The sequence below is a fragment of the Streptomyces sp. 12E genome, assembly GCF_055633275.1.
The window spans coordinates 4,024,018-4,041,683 of record NZ_JBVNCJ010000001.1; the positions used below are offsets into that span (position 1 = coordinate 4,024,018).

General features: G+C 71.8%; 17 protein-coding genes. 13 read left to right on the forward strand and 4 right to left on the reverse strand.

Going from position 1 to position 17,666, the window contains the following annotated elements; all coding sequences use genetic code 11:
• Positions 1-83: 83 nt before the first annotated feature.
• Entirely contained in the window at positions 84-1,304 is a 1,221-nt protein-coding gene (locus tag ACZ8ZB_RS18705) for a threonine aldolase family protein (RefSeq protein ID WP_470738837.1), read from the reverse strand.
• A gap of 205 nt (positions 1,305-1,509) precedes the next feature.
• Here ACZ8ZB_RS18705 and ACZ8ZB_RS18710 point away from each other — a divergent pair, with 205 nt between their 5' ends.
• The 10 genes from ACZ8ZB_RS18710 (at position 1,510) to ACZ8ZB_RS18755 (ending at position 9,763) form a co-directional block, all read left to right on the forward strand.
• A complete protein-coding gene (locus tag ACZ8ZB_RS18710) occupies positions 1,510-2,457 on the forward strand; it encodes a Rossmann-like and DUF2520 domain-containing protein (protein WP_470738838.1) in 948 nt (315 codons plus the stop codon).
• A gap of 70 nt (positions 2,458-2,527) precedes the next feature.
• Entirely contained in the window at positions 2,528-3,526 is a 999-nt protein-coding gene (panC, locus tag ACZ8ZB_RS18715; protein WP_470738839.1) for a pantoate--beta-alanine ligase, read from the forward strand.
• Between the two features lie 11 nt (positions 3,527-3,537).
• Positions 3,538-5,286: an L-aspartate oxidase gene (locus ACZ8ZB_RS18720; RefSeq protein ID WP_470741523.1), complete on the forward strand. Its 1,749-nt coding sequence runs from the start codon at positions 3,538-3,540 to the stop codon at positions 5,284-5,286.
• A 5-nt stretch (positions 5,287-5,291) separates the two neighbouring features.
• On the forward strand, positions 5,292-6,266 hold the full coding sequence (gene nadC, locus ACZ8ZB_RS18725; protein ID WP_470738840.1) for a carboxylating nicotinate-nucleotide diphosphorylase: 975 nt from the start codon (positions 5,292-5,294) through the stop codon (positions 6,264-6,266).
• 8 nt (positions 6,267-6,274) lie between these two features.
• The gene (locus ACZ8ZB_RS18730; RefSeq protein ID WP_030828157.1) at positions 6,275-7,072 is read left to right on the forward strand and encodes a type III pantothenate kinase; all 798 of its coding nucleotides are present in this window, start codon (positions 6,275-6,277) and stop codon (positions 7,070-7,072) included.
• 323 nt (positions 7,073-7,395) lie between these two features.
• A complete protein-coding gene (locus ACZ8ZB_RS18735) occupies positions 7,396-7,953 on the forward strand; it encodes a hypothetical protein (RefSeq protein WP_470738841.1) in 558 nt (185 codons plus the stop codon).
• A gap of 27 nt (positions 7,954-7,980) precedes the next feature.
• On the forward strand, positions 7,981-8,157 hold the full coding sequence (locus ACZ8ZB_RS18740; RefSeq protein WP_470738842.1) for a hypothetical protein: 177 nt from the start codon (positions 7,981-7,983) through the stop codon (positions 8,155-8,157).
• 150 nt (positions 8,158-8,307) lie between these two features.
• Complete coding sequence (locus ACZ8ZB_RS18745) at positions 8,308-8,685, forward strand: BlaI/MecI/CopY family transcriptional regulator (RefSeq protein ID WP_470738843.1); 378 nt, start codon at positions 8,308-8,310, stop codon at positions 8,683-8,685.
• Positions 8,686-8,694: 9 nt separating this feature from the next.
• Positions 8,695-9,228, forward strand: coding sequence for an amino-acid N-acetyltransferase (locus tag ACZ8ZB_RS18750; RefSeq protein ID WP_470738844.1), 534 nt, complete (start codon positions 8,695-8,697; stop codon positions 9,226-9,228).
• A gap of 199 nt (positions 9,229-9,427) precedes the next feature.
• Positions 9,428-9,763, forward strand: coding sequence for a histone-like nucleoid-structuring protein Lsr2 (locus ACZ8ZB_RS18755; protein ID WP_470738845.1), 336 nt, complete (start codon positions 9,428-9,430; stop codon positions 9,761-9,763).
• Here ACZ8ZB_RS18755 and ACZ8ZB_RS18760 read toward each other — a convergent pair.
• On the reverse strand, positions 9,742-10,425 hold the full coding sequence (locus ACZ8ZB_RS18760) for an SCO3374 family protein (protein WP_470738846.1): 684 nt from the start codon (positions 10,423-10,425) through the stop codon (positions 9,742-9,744). The genes ACZ8ZB_RS18755 and ACZ8ZB_RS18760 overlap by 22 nt on opposite strands.
• A gap of 431 nt (positions 10,426-10,856) precedes the next feature.
• Between ACZ8ZB_RS18760 and ACZ8ZB_RS18765 the strand changes: the two genes are divergently transcribed.
• Complete coding sequence (locus ACZ8ZB_RS18765) at positions 10,857-13,382, forward strand: ATP-dependent Clp protease ATP-binding subunit (protein ID WP_470738847.1); 2,526 nt, start codon at positions 10,857-10,859, stop codon at positions 13,380-13,382.
• Between the two features lie 87 nt (positions 13,383-13,469).
• Here ACZ8ZB_RS18765 and ACZ8ZB_RS18770 read toward each other — a convergent pair whose 3' ends face one another.
• Positions 13,470-14,108: an HAD family acid phosphatase gene (locus ACZ8ZB_RS18770; RefSeq protein ID WP_470738848.1), complete on the reverse strand. Its 639-nt coding sequence runs from the start codon at positions 14,106-14,108 to the stop codon at positions 13,470-13,472.
• Positions 14,109-14,547: 439 nt separating this feature from the next.
• Between ACZ8ZB_RS18770 and ACZ8ZB_RS18775 the strand changes: the two genes are divergently transcribed.
• Positions 14,548-15,252, forward strand: a complete 705-nt coding sequence (locus ACZ8ZB_RS18775; RefSeq protein ID WP_470738849.1) for a M23 family metallopeptidase — start codon at positions 14,548-14,550, stop codon at positions 15,250-15,252.
• Positions 15,253-15,271: 19 nt separating this feature from the next.
• Here ACZ8ZB_RS18775 and ACZ8ZB_RS18780 read toward each other — a convergent pair whose 3' ends face one another.
• Complete coding sequence (locus ACZ8ZB_RS18780; protein WP_470738850.1) at positions 15,272-15,868, reverse strand: TetR/AcrR family transcriptional regulator; 597 nt, start codon at positions 15,866-15,868, stop codon at positions 15,272-15,274.
• Positions 15,869-16,006: 138 nt separating this feature from the next.
• Here ACZ8ZB_RS18780 and ACZ8ZB_RS18785 point away from each other — a divergent pair, with 138 nt between their 5' ends.
• Positions 16,007-17,593: an MDR family MFS transporter gene (locus ACZ8ZB_RS18785; RefSeq protein ID WP_470738851.1), complete on the forward strand. Its 1,587-nt coding sequence runs from the start codon at positions 16,007-16,009 to the stop codon at positions 17,591-17,593.
• Positions 17,594-17,666 lie beyond the last annotated feature (73 nt).

Here is a 17,666-nt window from a genome sequence, read left to right on the forward strand (position 1 = left end):
CACCTCGTCCGCGCCGGGCCCGGGAGCGAGGGGTTCTCGCCCCCGCCGCCCCTTCCCGCCTCGAACCCGGGGCGAGGAGACCCTCAGGCCCGGAGCAGGCGCCGCGCGAACTCCTCCGCCGCCGCGCGCACGTCGTCCGCCGTCCACTCCAGCCCCGCGGAACGCACGTACACCTCCGTGAAGGACAGCCCCGGCCCCTTCGGATCCCAGTGGTTGGCGAAGAGCACGGTCCCCGTCTCCTCGGCCGCCTCGATCGCCGCCTCGGCGACCACATCCGCGCCGTACGGCAGCCACACCTGGAAGTCGTGGGTGTGCGGCACCTCGGGGTGGACCCGGAACCAGGGCATCCCCCCCGCCTCCAGGCCCTCGCGCAGCGCGGCCGCCACCACGCGCGCGTGCCGGACGTACTCCGGCAGCCGGGGCAGCTCCCGATCGAGCCCGATCAGCGCCGACAGCGCGGTCGGGAACTGCTGGAAGACGTTGCCGCCGTACCGGTGCCGCCAGGTCCTCGCCTCCTCGATCAAGACCGAGGGACCGGCGAGGGCGGCGCCGCCGAACGCGCCGAGGGACTTGTAGAACGACACGTAGACGCTGTCCGCGAGGCCCGCGATCTCCTCCAGCGGCCGGCCGAAGTGCTCGGTGCACTCCCACAGCCGCGCCCCGTCGAAGTGCACCACCGCCTCGCGTTCCCGCGCGGCGTCCACCACCCCGGTCAGCTCCTCCCACGTGGGCAGCACGAAGCCGGCGTCCCTGAGGGGCAGCTCCAGCATCAGCGCTCCGAAGGGCTCCGCGAAGTCGCGCACCTCGGCAGCGGTGGGCTGCCGGGGCTCGCCCGTCACGTGCACCGGCCGCAACCCGCTGACCTGGCTGAACGCGTCCCGCTCGTGCACCTCGGGGTGGCTGAGCGGATGCAGGGCCACCGCCGGGTTCCCGGTACGGCCCGCCCAGCAGCGCAGGGCCACCTGCTGGGCCATCGTGCCGGTCGGGAAGAACGCGGCGGCCTCGGTGCCGAGCAGTCCGGCGACCCGCCCCTCCAAGGCCTCCACGACACCGTTGCCGTAGAGGTCGGAGGTCTCGTCGAGGTCGTACACGCTCCCCGCCTCCTCCAGCAGGGTCAGCCGCTCCGCGAGAGGGGCGAGGAAGCCGAGGCGCGCGAGCACGCGCGGGGCGCTGCGCCAGGCGGCGATCCGCCGTTCACGCAACGTGGGCCGCGACCCGCCGTCCGCCTCCGGTCCGGGCCCCCGCCCGTTCCGCACCGTCGTGGGGTCGCTCATGCCGTCCGCATCGCTCATGCACGCGATCATCCCGCGTCCCCGCCCGCACGGGCACCCCCGTTTCCCGGACGCGGCCCCGTCGCACACGTCCGCACACGTCCGCACGCGTGGGCGGCGGCGGCGCACGGAAACCCACAGCCTGTGGACGACCGGCCGCCCCCGTAACCGATCGCGTTAACATGACGAGAAATCGTCCGGTACCCCGAGCGGACTGGAACGGGAAGGCCGCCCTCGCGTGAACACAACCCCACAGCCCGATCCCCGGGACCGCCCCGCGCGGCTCACCGTCGGCGTCGTCGGCGCCGGACGCGTGGGCCCCGCCCTGGCCGCGTCCCTCCAGCTCGCCGGGCACCGCCCGGTGGCCGTCTCCGCCGTCTCCGACGCCTCCCGCAGGCGCGCCGAGCAGATGCTCCCCGACGTGCCGGTGGTGCCGCCCGCCGAGGTCCTCCAGCGGTCCGAGCTGGTGCTGCTGACCGTCCCGGACGACGCCCTGCCCGAGCTGGTCCGCGGACTCGCCGACACCGGCGCGGTGCGGCCGGGCCAACTGCTGGTGCACACCTCCGGGCGGTACGGCGCGAAGGTGCTCGACCCCGCCCTGCGGGCCGGTGCGCTGCCGCTCGCCCTGCATCCCGCGATGACGTTCACCGGCACCTCCGTCGACGTGCAGCGCCTCGCCGGGTGCTCCTTCGGCGTCACCGCCCCCGAGGAGCTGCGGCTGGCCGCCGAGGCCCTCGTCGTCGAGATGGGCGGCGAACCGGAGTGGATCGCCGAGGAGAACCGCCCGCTCTACCACGCGGCCCTCGCCCTGGGCGCCAACCACCTGGTCACCCTCGTCGCCCAGTCCCTGGAGCTGCTGCGCACCGCCGGTGTCGGGGCCCCCGACCGGATGCTCGGCCCGCTGCTCGGAGCCGCCCTGGACAACGCCCTGCGCTCCGGTGACGCGGCCCTCACCGGCCCGGTCGCGCGCGGCGACGCGGGCACGGTCGCCGCGCACGTCGCCGAGCTGCGCCGGCACGCGCCGGGGGCCGTCGCCGGCTACCTGGCGATGGCCCGCGCGACCGCCGACCGCGCCCTCGCCCACGGGCTGCTGAAGCCGGAACTCGCCGAGGACCTCCTCGGGGTGCTCGCCGGCGGATCCGGGGGCCCCGACGGCGCCGGGAGCACCCCGGAGGAGGACCGATGAGCGGCACGTCCCGACACCCCGCCCACCCCACCCGTACGACGACGCGCGCGTCCCGGAACGGAGCCGCCCGATGACCGCCACCCTGCTGCGCACCGCCGCCGAACTGCACGCACGCGCGCGTACCGGCCGCCGCGCCGTCGTGATGACCATGGGCGCCCTGCACGAGGGTCACGCCACGCTGATCCGCACCGCACGGGAGACCGCGGGACCCGACGGCGAGGTCGTGGTCACCGTCTTCGTCAACCCGCTGCAGTTCGGCGCGGGCGAGGACCTGGACCGCTACCCGCGCACCCTGGACGCCGACCTCGAGCTCGCCGGGCAGGCGGGCGCCGACGCCGTCTTCGCCCCGTCCGTGGACGAGGTCTACCCGGGCGGCGAACCCCAGGTCCGCGTCAGCGCCGGCCCCATGGGCGAACGCCTGGAGGGCGCCGCCCGCCCCGGCCACTTCGACGGCGTCCTCACCGTCGTCGCCAAACTGCTCCACCTCACCCGCCCCGACGCCGCCCTCTACGGCCAGAAGGACGCCCAGCAGCTCGCCCTGATCCGCCGCATGGTGCGGGACCTGAACTTCGGCGTCGAGATCGTCGGCGTCCCCACCGTCCGCGAGGAGGACGGGCTCGCCCTGTCCAGCCGCAACCGCTACCTCTCGGCCGCCGAGCGGCGCACCGCGCTCGCCCTGTCCCAGGCCCTGTTCGCGGGCCGCGACCGGCACGCCGCCCAGCAGGCGCTGCGCGCGCGAGCGAGCGAAGTGCCCTCCACGCGCGCGCGTGCCGAGGCGCTCAGCGCCATAGGGGAGTCCCGCGCGGCGGCCGACGCGCACGCCGTCGCCACGACCGCCGGCGGCCCTGCGGCCATCCGCGCCGCCGCCCGCCTGGTCCTCGACGAGGCCGCCCGCCTCACGCCGCCCCTCACCCTGGACTACCTGGCCCTGGTCGACCCCTTTGACTTCACCGAGATCGGCGACGACTTCACCGGGGAGGCCGTCCTGGCCGTGGCCGCCCGCGTGGGCACCACCCGTCTGATCGACAACCTCCCCCTGACCTTCGGAACCTTCGGAGCCGCCTCGTGACCAGCACAGGCATACGCCCGCCCGTCGCCCGCCACCACCCTCGAACGGGAGCGCTTCGCGCTCACCCCCGTCTTCACGCGCCCGCGCCCGGGTGGTCCATCGACGCGGACGTCGTGGTCGTCGGGTCCGGCGTCGCCGGCCTCACCGCCGCCCTGCGCTGCGAGGCCGCCGGCCTGACGACGGTCGTGGTCACCAAGGCCCGCCTCGACGACGGCTCCACCCGCTGGGCCCAGGGCGGCATCGCCGCGGCCCTGGGCGAGGGCGACACCCCCGAGCAGCACCTGGACGACACCCTGGTCGCCGGCGCGGGCCTGTGCGACGAGGAGGCGGTCCGCCTCCTCGTCACCGAGGGCCCCGACGCCGTACGCCGCCTCATCGCGACCGGTGCGCACTTCGACGAGTCGACCGACGGCGGCCTGGAACTCACTCGCGAGGGCGGCCACCACCGGCGCCGCATCGCCCACGCGGGCGGTGACGCCACCGGCGCGGAGATCTCCCGCGCCCTCGTCGAGGCGGTCCGCGCGCGCGGGCTGCGCACCGTCGAGAACGCCCTCGTCCTCGATCTCCTCACCGACGTCGACGGCCGCACCGCCGGCGTCACCCTGCACGTCATGGGGGAGGGCCGGCACGACGGCGTGGGGGCGGTCCACGCCCCCGCCGTGGTCCTGGCGACGGGCGGCATGGGCCAGGTCTTCTCGGCGACCACGAACCCCGCCGTCTCCACGGGCGACGGCGTGGCCCTCGCCCTGCGCGCGGGGGCCGAGGTGAGCGATCTCGAATTCGTCCAGTTCCACCCGACGGTGCTCTTCCTCGGCCCCGAGGCGGAGGGCCAGCAGCCGCTGGTCTCCGAGGCGGTGCGCGGCGAGGGCGCCCACCTGGTGGACGCCGACGGCGTGCGCTTCATGCGGGGACAGCACGAACTGGCGGAACTCGCCCCGCGCGACATCGTCGCCAAGGGCATCATGCGCCGCATGCGGGAGCAGGACGCCGAGCACATGTACCTGGACGCCCGCCACTTCGGCGCCGAGATGTGGGAGAACCGCTTCCCCACGATCCTCGCCGCCTGCCGCGCCCACGGCATCGACCCGGTCACCGAGACCGTTCCGGTCGCCCCGGCCGCCCACTACGCCTCCGGCGGCGTCCGCACCGACTCCCACGGCCGCACCACCGTGCCCGGCCTGTACGCGTGCGGCGAGGTCGCCTGCACCGGCGTGCACGGCGCCAACCGCCTCGCCTCCAACTCCCTCCTCGAGGGCCTGGTCTACGCCGAGCGCATCGCCGCCGACATCGCGCGGAGCGGACACACCCTCCACGCGCGCGTGCCGCAGCCCTTGCCGCCCACGGAGCGCCCCGCGTACCCGCTCCTCCCCCCGGAGGCCCGCCTCACCATCCAGCGGATCATGACCCGGGGAGCGGGCGTCCTGCGCTCCGGGGCCTCCCTCTCCGAGGCAGCCGACCGCCTCCACCGGCTCCACGCCGACGCACACGACGCCCTCGAGGAGAACGGCAAGACCGCCGAGCCCGGCGTCGACACCTGGGAGGCCACCAACCTCCTGTGCGTGGCCCGCGTCCTGGTCGCCGCCGCGCAGCGGCGCGAGGAGACCCGCGGCTGCCACTGGCGCGAGGACCGTCCCGAGCGCGACGACACGACCTGGCGCCGCCACATCGTCGTACGGCTGAATCCGGACCGATCGCTGGCGGTGCACACCACCGACACCACAGACTTCCCCCCGACCCTCCCCCAGGCCCAGGAGCAGTGACAGCAGTGACCACCCCCGACCTTCCCCTCGTCCCCTCCGGCGGCTGTGGCGACGGCTGCGCCTGCGGCGCCGACGAGGAGACCTACCTGGAGTGCGGCCTCGACCCCGCGCTCGCCCAGCTCCTGGCCGACGCGGGCCTCGACCCCGTCGAGGTCGAGGACATCGCGAACGTCGCCCTCCAGGAGGACCTGGCCCACGGCGTGGACGTGACGACGGTCGCGACCATCCCGGAGGACGCCGTCGCCACCGCCGACTTCACCGCGCGGGAGGCGGGCACCGTGGCGGGCCTGAGGATCGCCGAGGCGGTCATGTCGGTCGTCTGCACGGAGGAGTTCGAGGTCGAACGCCACGCGGAGGACGGCGACCGCGTCGAGGCGGGCCAGACCCTGCTCTCCGTCACGACCCGCACCCGCGACATCCTCACCGCGGAACGCAGCGCCCTGAACCTCCTGTGCCGCCTGTCGGGCATCGCGACCGCCACGCGCGCGTGGGCGGACGCCCTCGAGGGCACCGGGGCGAAGGTCCGCGACACCCGCAAGACCACTCCCGGCCTGCGCAGCCTGGAGAAGTTCGCCGTGCGCTGCGGCGGCGGCGTCAACCACCGCATGTCCCTCTCGGACGCGGCCCTGGTCAAGGACAACCACGTGGTGGCCGCCGGCGGCGTCGCCGAGGCCTTCAACGCGGTCCGCGAACGCTTCCCCGACGTCCCGATCGAGGTCGAGGTCGACACCCTGCACCAGCTCCGCGAGGTCCTGGACGCCGGCGCCGACCTGATCCTGCTGGACAACTTCACGCCCGGCGAGTGCGCGGAGGCGGTGGCCCTCGTCGACGGCCGCGCCGCCCTGGAGGCCTCCGGCCGCCTCACCCTCGCAGGCGCCAAGGAGTACGCGGACACGGGCGTCGACTACCTGGCGGTGGGAGCCCTCACCCACTCCTCGCCGATCCTCGACATCGGCCTCGACCTGCGAGCGGCGGAGTAGGACCGGTCATGCTGCTGACGATCGACGTGGGCAACACGCACACCGTCCTGGGCCTCTTCGACGGCGACGACATCGTCGAACACTGGCGCATCTCCACGGACGCGCGCCGCACGGCCGACGAGCTCGCGGTCCTCCTCCAGGGCCTCATGGGCATGCACCCGCTGCTGGGCGACGACCTGGGCGACGGCATCGACGGCATCGCGATCTGCGCGACGGTCCCGTCCGTCCTGCACGAACTCCGCGAGGTGACGCGCCGCTACTACGGGGACGTCCCGGCGGTGCTGGTGGAACCGGGCGTGAAGACGGGCGTGCCGATCCTCACCGACAACCCCAAGGAGGTCGGCGCGGACCGGATCATCAACGCGGTCGCGGCGGTCGACCTCTACGGCGGCCCGGCCATCGTCGTCGACTTCGGCACGGCGACGACGTTCGACGCGGTCAGCGCGCGCGGGGAGTACGTCGGCGGGGTCATCGCGCCCGGCATCGAGATCTCCGTCGAGGCGCTCGGCGTCCGCGGCGCGCAGCTGCGGAAGATCGAGGTGGCGCGGCCGCGCAGTGTGATCGGCAAGAACACGGTCGAGGCGATGCAGTCCGGCATCATCTACGGATTCGCCGGGCAGGTCGACGGCGTGGTCAACCGGATGGCCCGCGAGCTGGCGGACGATCCCGATGACGTGACCGTCATCGCGACGGGTGGGCTGGCGCCGATGGTGCTGGGGGAGAGCTCGGTCATCGACGAGCACGAGCCGTGGCTGACGCTGGTCGGGCTGCGCCTGGTGTACGAGCGCAACGCGTCACGCCTGTAACCTGCGCGGCCCGGCGTCGGTGCGGGCCGTGGGGCGTTCGCGCGACCCGGCGCTCGCGGGGTGCCGCCCCGGCGGCACGACGTCCGCGGCCGGCGCGGCGAGCGGCCGGCCCCGACCCACCCACCCGCCGCAGGCGCTCCACCCGCCCCCGCCGAAGCCGCACAGGTGCCGCAGGCATCCCGCCCCCTCCGCGCCGCGGGCACCACACCCGCGCCCCACCGGACCGAACCCCGCGCCGCGGGCATCCCGCCCACCCGGGTGGCACCCCGCGCCACACCTGCACCATGCACGGTGTTTGTCCGATTAGCGCGTATCGTCACGGCATGCCCACGCCCTATGGATCCCGCGGCGGCATGGCGTTCGGCGCGGAGGAGCCGTGCGTGCTCCGCCGCGCCCCCGCCCTCGCCCCGCACCCCGCCCCCGCCCCGGCCGACGACCTCCAGGGCCGCCCCCGCCCCGCCGCGGACCACGACGAGGCGACGCGGGAGAGTGCCCGGCTGCGCGCCTTCCTCCTGGCCGGTCCCGGCCGCTGCCGCGCCGCCCTCCCCGGCGCCGCCGCCGGCCGCCCCACACTCCTGGAGGAGGCGCCGGGCGCCGGGTACCGCCCCCGCCCCGCCGGCCCGGCCGCCCTCCGGGCCCTGCGCGCCGCCCCCACCGCCGCCCTCCTGCACCTCCGCCGGCGCACCCCCCTCCCGGCCCTCCCCGGCCGCCGCGCGGCCACCGAGGACCCGCAGAAGAAGCGGGACCCGGCCCGGAAGCCACCCGCCGCCCCGCCGAACCCCGCCCCCGCCCCCGCCCGCCCCGTCCCCACCCCCGGCGAGGTCTTCCCCCGCCGCAGACCCGCCCCGCCCCCGCCGGACCGGCACCTGGTCGCCCGCTGACGACCCCCGCTGCCCTACCCTGGACCCATGGACTACGTCTCCGCGCTCCTCCCCCCGGTCGTCATGGCCGCTCTCTTCATCGGCGTGATCCGGGTGATCGTGAAGACCCAGGGCGGCGCCAACAAGACCAAGGAAGACGCCGCGGTCGACGCGGCCCTCGCCCGGGTCCAGGGCTCCCGGCCCGCTCCGAAGACCGAAGCCTGACCCCGACCGCCCCCGGCGTACGACCCAAGGTCGTACGCCCTTTTTGTTCACGTCTGCCGACGATCATGCTGTTCGGCACGCCATCGCCGTGATGCACCACTATTGTTCTGAGTTGTGCCTCGCCCCTTGGGAGAACTCGAAGACGCGGTCATGACGCGGGTGTGGAAGTGGAACCGCCCGGTGACCGTTCGGGAAGTCCTGGAAGATCTTCAGAAGGAACGGTCCATCGCGTACACCACGGTGATGACCGTTTTGGACAATCTCCATCAGAAGGGCTGGGTGCGCCGAGAGGCGGAAGGCAGGGCCTATCGATATGAGGCGGTCTCCACTCGCGCCGCCTACGCCGCCGCGCTGATGAACGAAGCGTGGTCGCAGAGCGACAACGCCGCCGCCGCTCTCGTCGCGTTCTTCGGCATGATGAGCGAGGAACAGCGTCAGGCTCTCACCGACGCGGTCCGCATCGTCCAGCTCCCGGAAACCCCCACCGACGGGAACCCCGGCTCCGCGGAGGGCCGGAGCGGACGATAGCGTCCGCACATGCCCGCAGCCAGCCCCGAAGTCCCCGCAAAAGCCATCACGGTCCGACGGGCCCGCACCAGCGATGTCCCCGCCGTGCGCCGGCTCCTTGACGCCTACGTCCGCGGGCGCATCCTGCTCGACAAAGCAACGGTGACGCTTTACGAGGACATCCAGGAGTTCTGGGTCGCGGAACGGGACGACAACGCGGAGGTGGTCGGCTGCGGCGCCCTGCACGTGATGTGGGAAGACCTCGCCGAAGTCCGCACTCTCGCCGTGAAGCCGGGCCTGAAGGGCGCGGGGGTCGGACACCGGTTGCTGGAGAAGTTGCTGGACACGGCCCGCTGGCTCGGTGTTCGGCGCGTATTCTGCCTGACCTTCGAAGTGGACTTCTTCGGCAAGCACGGCTTCGTGGAGATCGGTGAGACGCCCGTGGACACCGATGTGTACGCGGAGTTGCTGCGCTCCTATGACGAGGGCGTCGCGGAGTTCCTCGGCCTCGAACGCGTGAAACCGAACACCTTGGGCAACAGCCGGATGCTTCTGCATCTGTGATCTGCGCGCGGTGCCCTATGTCCGAAACGCGCATGTTTCCGTGCCGGGCGCGGGCAGCGGGTCTCTCCCAGGGGTTTGTGTTTTTCCGGCAAAAGCGGTTTGCTTTCCGGAGTACTGCAGTACTGCATATAACAAGGGGCGGCGATACGGCGGACGCCGGCACACCCCGGCCCTCAAGTTATCGATGAAAGGAAATCCGGTGGCACAGAAGGTTCAGGTCCTTCTTGTCGACGACCTCGACGGCGGCGAGGCGGACGAGACCGTGACGTTCGCGTTGGACGGCAAGACGTACGAGATCGATCTCACCACCGCCAATGCGGACAAGCTCCGTGACCTTCTCGAGCCTTACGTGAAGGGCGGTCGTCGTACCGGAGGCCGCGCTTCGGGCGGACGCGGAAAGGCGCGTGCCGCTTCCGGCGGCAGCCAGGACACCGCGGCCATCCGCGCGTGGGCGAAGGAGAACGGTTACGAGGTCAACGACCGCGGCCGTGTCCCCGCGTCCATCCGCGAGGCCTACGAGAAGGCCAACGGCTGACCGTCGGCCCGTACGGCGGCGGCAGCGCCCGCACGCCGCAGCCGGACCCGGTGGATCTGCGTCGCCACCGTGTTCACCAGCCGCACGAGATCCGGGGGGCCGTCACCGTCCCCCCTCGCACCACCCTTCGTGCCCATCGCCGACAGCGTCGGCAGCGAGGCCTCGGCCCCGCGTCCCGGCTCGGGGGGCCGCAACCACACGGCGGCCCCCTGCGATCCGCAATGGTCCGGGGGGAGCGGCCGGGTGGCGGAGCCGGCAGCGCCGCCGACGGCGGCGCCAGGGGGGCGGGGGGCGTCCATGAGGCCTCCCGCGCCGATCGCCACCAGGTCCAGCTCCAGCGAGCCCCAGTCCAGCCACTCCAGCAGCCCCGGCAGCTCCTCCGCGCTGCCCGCCGCCACCAGCAGCCGCATCCGGCCGCCCCCCAGGGCGACGGGGAACCCCCGCCCGGGAGCCGCCGAGCGCCGCAGGTGTCCCAGTGCCGCGCGGCCCGCCTCCGCGGGCACGTCCAGGACGTCGAAGCGCACCCCCGTCGCCAGCCGCACCGGCGCCCCGGGCACCGTGGGCCACCCCAGCGCGTTCTCGTACCAGAGCCGCACCTCGTCGTCGCTCGGTGCGAGCGGGCGGCCGAGGGACGGCGCTGCGGGGGCGGTGGTCCGGACCATGCCCGGCGCAACGCCTCAACGCCCTCCGGGTTACGCTGGGTGCTCATGCGTGAGCGGAGGGTGTCGAACAAGGGGGCGTGCGGGGGTGCGGGGAGGCGCAAGGTTGTTCGCCCGTAGCGGAGGGAATCCGTGCACTCGGCATGGACTGTCCGTGGCAGCGGGTAAGACATCCCTAGTGGGAGGGGGCGACACGCAGGCCGGGACGTCTTCCGTTCGCCACGGGCGTACTGGTGAAGGGGGTAACTGCCTGGCCTGCGGGAACATCGTCTCGCACCATCGGGTTGGAGCAGATGTCGGCGTGAGCGGGGTCAGGAGGCCATCGACGGTGTCGGCAGTTGGAATGAGCGGTCCCCGCTTGCGGGACTAAGCTGCGGAAGGACAGGGAGGGGAAGTTCCCCCCACTGCCTGACCGCTCTGAGGAGCGATTAACGATGTTCGAGAGGTTCACCGACCGCGCGCGGCGGGTTGTCGTCCTGGCTCAGGAAGAAGCCCGGATGCTCAACCACAACTACATCGGCACCGAGCACATCCTCCTGGGCCTGATCCACGAGGGTGAGGGTGTCGCCGCCAAGGCCCTTGAGAGCCTCGGGATTTCGCTCGAGGCGGTCCGCCAGCAGGTGGAGGAGATCATCGGGCAGGGCCAGCAGGCCCCGTCGGGTCACATCCCCTTCACCCCCCGTGCCAAGAAGGTCCTGGAGCTGTCGCTCCGCGAGGCCCTTCAGCTGGGCCACAACTACATCGGCACGGAGCACATCCTGCTCGGCCTGATCCGTGAGGGCGAGGGCGTCGCCGCCCAGGTCCTGGTCAAGCTGGGCGCCGATCTCAACCGGGTGCGGCAGCAGGTCATCCAGCTGCTCTCCGGTTACCAGGGCAAGGAGACCGCCACCGCCGGCGGTCCTGCCGAGGGCACCCCCTCCACGTCCCTGGTCCTCGACCAGTTCGGCCGGAACCTCACCCAGGCCGCTCGTGAGTCCAAGCTCGACCCGGTCATCGGGCGCGAGAAGGAGATCGAGCGGGTCATGCAGGTGCTGTCCCGCCGTACCAAGAACAACCCGGTGCTGATCGGTGAGCCCGGCGTCGGCAAGACCGCCGTCGTCGAGGGCCTGGCGCAGGCCATCGTCAAGGGCGAGGTGCCCGAGACCCTCAAGGACAAGCACCTCTACACCCTGGACCTCGGTGCCCTGGTCGCCGGCTCCCGCTACCGCGGTGACTTCGAGGAGCGCCTGAAGAAGGTGCTCAAGGAGATCCGCACCCGCGGCGACATCATCCTGTTCATCGACGAGCTGCACACGCTGGTCGGTGCGGGTGCCGCCGAGGGCGCCATCGACGCCGCGAGCATCCTCAAGCCGATGCTGGCCCGCGGTGAGCTGCAGACCATCGGTGCGACCACGCTGGACGAGTACCGCAAGCACCTGGAGAAGGACGCGGCCCTGGAGCGCCGCTTCCAGCCCATCCAGGTCGCCGAGCCGTCCCTGCCGCACACGATCGAGATCCTCAAGGGCCTGCGCGACCGGTACGAGGCGCACCACCGCGTCTCCATCACCGACGAGGCCCTGGTGCAGGCCGCCACCCTGGCCGACCGGTACATCTCGGACCGCTTCCTGCCGGACAAGGCGATCGACCTGATCGACGAGGCCGGCTCGAGGATGCGCATCCGCCGGATGACCGCGCCGCCGGACCTGCGCGAGTTCGACGAGAAGATCGCCGGCGTCCGTCGCGACAAGGAGTCCGCGATCGACTCGCAGGACTTCGAGAAGGCCGCCTCCCTGCGCGACAAGGAGAAGCAGCTCCTCGCCGCGAAGGCCAAGCGGGAGAAGGAGTGGAAGGCCGGCGACATGGACGTCGTCGCCGAGGTCGACGGCGAGCTGATCGCCGAGGTCCTCGCCACGGCGACGGGCATCCCGGTCTTCAAGCTCACCGAGGAGGAGTCGTCCCGCCTGCTGCGCATGGAGGACGAGCTCCACAAGCGGGTCATCGGTCAGGTCGACGCCGTCAAGGCGCTGTCCAAGGCGATCCGCCGTACCCGTGCCGGCCTGAAGGACCCGAAGCGTCCCGGTGGCTCGTTCATCTTCGCCGGCCCGTCCGGCGTCGGTAAGACCGAGCTGTCCAAGGCGCTCGCGGAGTTCCTCTTCGGCGACGAGGACGCGCTGATCTCCCTCGACATGTCGGAGTTCAGCGAGAAGCACACGGTCTCGCGGCTCTTCGGTTCGCCCCCCGGCTACGTGGGCTACGAGGAGGGCGGCCAGCTGACGGAGAAGGTGCGCCGCAAGCCGTTCTCGGTCGTCCTCTTCGACGAGGTCGAGAAGGCCCACCCGGACATCTTCAACTCGCTGCTGCAGATCCTGGAGGACGGTCGCCTGACCGACTCCCAGGGCCGGGTCGTGGACTTCAAGAACACGGTCATCATCATGACGACCAACCTCGGCACCCGGGACATCTCCAAGGGCTTCAACCTGGGCTTCGCCGCCGCGGGTGACACGAAGACCAACTACGAGCGCATGAAGAACAAGGTGTCGGACGAGCTCAAGCAGCACTTCCGGCCCGAGTTCCTCAACCGCGTCGACGACGTGGTCGTCTTCCCGCAGCTGAGCCAGGAGGACATCCTCAAGATCGTCGACCTGATGATCGGCAAGGTGGACGAGCGCCTCAAGGACCGGGACATGGGCATCGAGCTCTCCCAGTCCGCCAAGGAACTGCTGTCCAAGAAGGGCTACGACCCCGTGCTGGGCGCCCGGCCGCTGCGCCGGACCATCCAGCGCGAGATCGAGGACACGCTGTCGGAGAAGATCCTCTTCGGCGAGCTGCGTCCCGGTCACATCGTGGTCGTGGACACCGAGGGCGAGGGCGAGTCCCAGACCTTCACCTTCCGCGGTGAGGAGAAGTCGGCCCTGCCCGACGTCCCGCCGATCGAGCAGGCGGCCGGCGGAGCCGGCCCGAACCTGAGCAAGGACGCCTAGGCGCCGCGCTCGACCTGAACGGGAAAAGGGGTCTGCCCCGGGACACGTGTCCCGGGGCAGACCCCTTTTCCCGTGGCCGCGGCCGGTTCAGGACAGCTGGCCGTCGTAGTCCGGCAGCTTGAACGTCTTCTCGGCGTGGCCGCCGGACAGGTCGGTGGGGCTGTTGCCGATGTTGGCGATGATCGTGTAGCCCTTGGCCTCGATGTCGGCGCGCTGAGCGGTCTTGTAGTCGGCGACGTTCTTGAACAGGTCGAAGAACCCGCGGACGTACAGGCCGGAGGACTCGTAGCCGGCGTGGTCGAGGTTCCAGTCGGTGGGCGCGTGGATGATGCCCGGGCGGGCGGTCACGAAGAACACGGCGACGCCGTGCTCCTGCGCGTACTCCGCGACCTCCAGGACCGGCTCGTTGGCGGGCTGCGGGAAGCTGAACCCGAAGTCGGTCTCCAGCGCGGTGTTGTCGACGTCGAGGACGATCGCCTGCTTCTCGCCCGGCCGGGTGTCCCCGATCCGCTGCTTCAGATAGGGCAGGGCCCGGTCCATGACCGCCCGGCAGTCCCGCTGCCAGGTGTCGTAGTCGACGTCCGCCGCCGCGGTGGCGGCCGCCACCGGTGAAGCGGCCGGCGAAGCGGGGGTGGTGGCCTCGGCCGGTGCGGCCAGGGCCACCAGGGCGGCCGCGGAGACGGCGGTGACCGATGCGCGGATCGGCCAGGAGCGGCGGCTTCTCATCTCGTGGGGTCCTCTCACGTCCGTAGAGCTGCCAAAGTGTCGTGTGCATGCTCGTCTGCGAGGGTGACGCGAGGTGAACCGTAGGGTTACCGGACGGTAGGCGGCTAGAGGCCTGCGCCACATTTGTGGAATGGCCGAACCCGGTCGCCGGTGACATGCTCCACAGGCGCTTTGCCCGGTACTAGGCGGAATAGTGGCTGAAGCTTGCGCACAAAACAGACATTTACCCCGATGTTCTGATCGATCAGCTCTAAATGGGGGGTTTCGGCCTGTAAGGGTGCTGTGTCAAGAGATGTGCATCTCAGTGTGCATCTACGACTTTCCACCGTAGGTCACACCTTTGCGCCGTTATGGGCGGAGGGGCTACCAATGAATCACCACCGAGGCGCGGTTCCGTCCGCCGGGTGGTTTTCCTCTGCCCCCTCCTGAAGAGGTTCGTATGTCCCAGCGCGTCACGTCCCGTTCCTTCCGCACGTCCCGGATCCGCACCCGCGCCGCCGTGCTGGCCGCCGGACTGGGGGCCTCGGTCGTGATGGGAGCCGGGGTCGCGGCCGCCGCCGACACCACGGCCGCGTCCGGCGTCGCCGACGCCGTCCAGGCGCAGGCCGCCGCCCAGGCCAAGGCCGCGAAGGCCCAGGCCGCCCAGGTCGAGAAGGCCGCCCAGGCGAAGGCCGCGAAGGCCGCTCAGGCCAAGGAGGCCGCCCAGGCCGCCGCCAAGAAGAAGGCGTCCTGGACGGACCCGGTGAAGAACTACAAGCTGTCCGCGAGCTTCGCCCAGAACGGCGGCATGTGGGCGTCCAAGCACAGCGGTCAGGACTACGCCGTCCCGACCGGCACCACGGTGATGGCCGCGCACGGCGGCACCGTCGTCAAGGCCGGCCCCAACGGCGCCGGCGACGGCCCCGCGTACGGCAACGCCGTCGTGATCAACCACGGCAACGGGAAGTACTCCCAGTACGCCCACCTGTCGCAGGTCGACGTGAAGGCCGGCCAGGTCGTCAAGACCGGCCAGAAGATCGCCCTGTCCGGCAACACCGGCAACTCCAGCGGCCCGCACCTGCACTTCGAGATCCGCACCACCCCGAACTACGGCTCCGCCGTGGACCCGGCGAAGTTCCTGCGCGCCCACGGCGTGACGGTCTGACCCACCGCGCCCCCGGCGCCTAGGCGCCCCCGGAACCCCGGTGGGCCTGGGTGATCAGATCGATGGCGACCTCGAGGACGGCCTTGCGCTTCTCCTCGGGGTCGCTTTCGACGTCCTGCAGGACGTGCATCCCCGCGTGCATGGTGAACAGGGCGCTGACGCAGCGCACCTGGTCGACCAGGTCGGCGTCCGGGTCCACGAGGATGTCCCGCAGTCCGAGCATGCGGGTCTTGAACATCTCGCCGATGCGCAGCTCGCGGACCGTGGCCTGGTTCTCCTGCATGAAGCGGAAGAGCGGGGCCGCGCCCGCCAGCGCCGCGCTGTAGCGGCGGATGATCTCCTGTTTGGTCTCCAGCGAGTGCGGCTGCCGCCGCCCCCACTCGATCAGGTCCTCCATCGGCCGCGAGAGGTCCTCGAAGATGCCGACGAGGATCTCTTCCTTCGTCTTGAAGTGGTAGTACAGCGCTGCCTTGGTGACGTCCAGGTGCTCGGCGATCTCGCGCAGCGAGGTCTTCTCGTAGCCCTGCTCGGCGAAGAGTTCGAGCGCCACGTCCTGGATGCGCTGGCGGGTGTTCCCGCGGCGCCGCTGTCTGGTGCCGTCCATGGTGCCGCCCATCCTCCTACTCGACCCCTCTTGACGAAAACTTACTTGACGCCCGGCTAGTTGCGCGACTAGCTTCCCGATGGAGTCAACTAGCCGGTCGGCAAGTAAGTGGCAGTGGTCGCGCGACCGCGGCCGGGGGGAGAAGGAAACATGGCGGACACACCAGCGGCGGGGACCGTGGAGACGGACACCGGCACGCAGCCGAAGAGCGTTCGGGTGGTCCTGCTCGCACTCATGATCGCGATGATGCTCGCGATGCTCGACAACATGATCATCGGTACGGCGATGCCGACGATCGTGGGCGAGCTGGGCGGACTGGAGCACCTGTCCTGGGTGGTCACCGCCTACACCCTGGCCACCGCGGCCTCCACCCCGGTCTGGGGCAAGCTCGGCGACATGTACGGGCGCAAGACCACGTTCATGACGTCCATCGTGATCTTCCTGATCGGCTCCGCGCTCAGCGGCATGGCGCAGGACATGGGCCAGCTGATCGCCTTCCGCGCGGTGCAGGGCCTGGGCGCCGGCGGTCTGATGGTCGGCGTCATGGCGATCATCGGCGACCTGATCCCGCCCCGCGAGCGCGGCAGGTACCAGGGGATGATGGCCGCCGTGATGGCGCTGGCGATGATCGGCGGTCCCCTGGTCGGCGGCACCATCACCGACCACTGGGGCTGGCGCTGGTCCTTCTACATCAACCTGCCGCTCGGCGTGCTCGCGCTGGCCGCCGTCGGCGCCGTCCTGCACCTGCCGAAGAAGCGGGCCCGGGCCGGCATCGACTACCTCGGTGTCGCCCTGCTGACCGTCGGCATCACCGCCGTCGTGCTCGTCACCACCTGGGGCGGCACGGAGTACGCCTGGACCTCCGCGCGGATCATGGAACTGATCGGCCTCGGCGTCGCCTCCCTCGTGGGCTTCGTGTTCTGGCAGACCCGGGCGGCCGAGCCGGTGGTGCCGCTGCACATCTTCCGCAGCCGCAACTTCACGCTGATGTCCGTCATCGGCTTCATCACCGGCTTCGTGATGTTCGGCGCCACGCTCTTCCTGCCGCTCTACCAGCAGTCCGTGCAGGGCGCCTCCGCCACCAACTCCGGCCTGCTGCTCCTGCCGATGCTCGGCGCGATGCTGGTCACCTCGATGGTCGCGGGCCGGGTGACCACCGACACCGGCCGGTACAAGATCTTCCCGGTGCTCGGCAGCGCGCTGATGACCGTCGGCCTGTACCTGCTGTCCACGATGGACACGGAGACCTCGCGCCTCACCTCCGGTGTCTTCATGGCCGTGGTCGGCCTCGGCATGGGCTGTCTGATGCAGATCACCATGCTGGTCGCGCAGAACAGCGTCGAGATGAAGGACATGGGCGTGGCGTCCTCGTCCGCCACTCTGTTCCGCACCCTCGGCTCGTCCTTCGGCGTCGCGGTCATGGGCGCGCTGTTCAACAGCCGGGTCCAGGACGTCATGGCCGAGAAGAGCGGCGCGCTGGGCTCCAAGGTGACCGAGCGGTCCGCCCAGCTGGACGCGGAGAGCCTGGCGGAGCTGCCGGCCGCGGCCCGTGAGGCCTACCAGCACGCGGTCTCCTCGGGCACCCACTCGGCGTTCCTCCTGGGCGCCGTGGTCGCGGTGCTCTCGCTGGCGGCGGCGGTGTTCGTGAAGGAGGTTCCGCTGAAGGGCGCGGGCCCCCGGAAGGAGAACGCCGGCGACGGCGCCCCGACTCCGGCGGCGGTGGCCGAGCCCGTCTGACCCCCCGAGCGGCGCGCAGGCCCCCCGGCGGCGTACACGCCGCCGGGGGGCCTGCGCGCCGTCGCAGGAGCCG

Excerpts from the sequence above, each read along its gene's own strand:
- ACZ8ZB_RS18745 (WP_470738843.1), top strand. The coding sequence starts at position 8,308 with ATGACGCGGGTGTGGAAGTGGAACCGCCCGGTGACCGTTCGGGAAGTC.
- ACZ8ZB_RS18750 (WP_470738844.1), top strand. The coding sequence starts at position 8,695 with ATGCCCGCAGCCAGCCCCGAAGTCCCCGCAAAAGCCATCACGGTCCGA.
- ACZ8ZB_RS18760 (WP_470738846.1), bottom strand. The coding sequence starts at position 10,425 with ATGGTCCGGACCACCGCCCCCGCAGCGCCGTCCCTCGGCCGCCCGCTC.
- ACZ8ZB_RS18775 (WP_470738849.1), top strand. The coding sequence starts at position 14,548 with ATGTCCCAGCGCGTCACGTCCCGTTCCTTCCGCACGTCCCGGATCCGC.
- ACZ8ZB_RS18770 (WP_470738848.1), bottom strand. The coding sequence starts at position 14,108 with ATGAGAAGCCGCCGCTCCTGGCCGATCCGCGCATCGGTCACCGCCGTC.
- ACZ8ZB_RS18740 (WP_470738842.1), top strand. The coding sequence starts at position 7,981 with ATGGACTACGTCTCCGCGCTCCTCCCCCCGGTCGTCATGGCCGCTCTC.
- ACZ8ZB_RS18780 (WP_470738850.1), bottom strand. The coding sequence starts at position 15,868 with ATGGGCGGCACCATGGACGGCACCAGACAGCGGCGCCGCGGGAACACC.
- ACZ8ZB_RS18735 (WP_470738841.1), top strand. The coding sequence starts at position 7,396 with ATGCCCACGCCCTATGGATCCCGCGGCGGCATGGCGTTCGGCGCGGAG.
- ACZ8ZB_RS18765 (WP_470738847.1), top strand. The coding sequence starts at position 10,857 with ATGTTCGAGAGGTTCACCGACCGCGCGCGGCGGGTTGTCGTCCTGGCT.
- ACZ8ZB_RS18785 (WP_470738851.1), top strand. The coding sequence starts at position 16,007 with ATGGCGGACACACCAGCGGCGGGGACCGTGGAGACGGACACCGGCACG.
- ACZ8ZB_RS18705 (WP_470738837.1), bottom strand. The coding sequence starts at position 1,304 with ATGATCGCGTGCATGAGCGATGCGGACGGCATGAGCGACCCCACGACG.
- ACZ8ZB_RS18730 (WP_030828157.1), top strand. The coding sequence starts at position 6,275 with ATGCTGCTGACGATCGACGTGGGCAACACGCACACCGTCCTGGGCCTC.
- panC (WP_470738839.1), top strand. The coding sequence starts at position 2,528 with ATGACCGCCACCCTGCTGCGCACCGCCGCCGAACTGCACGCACGCGCG.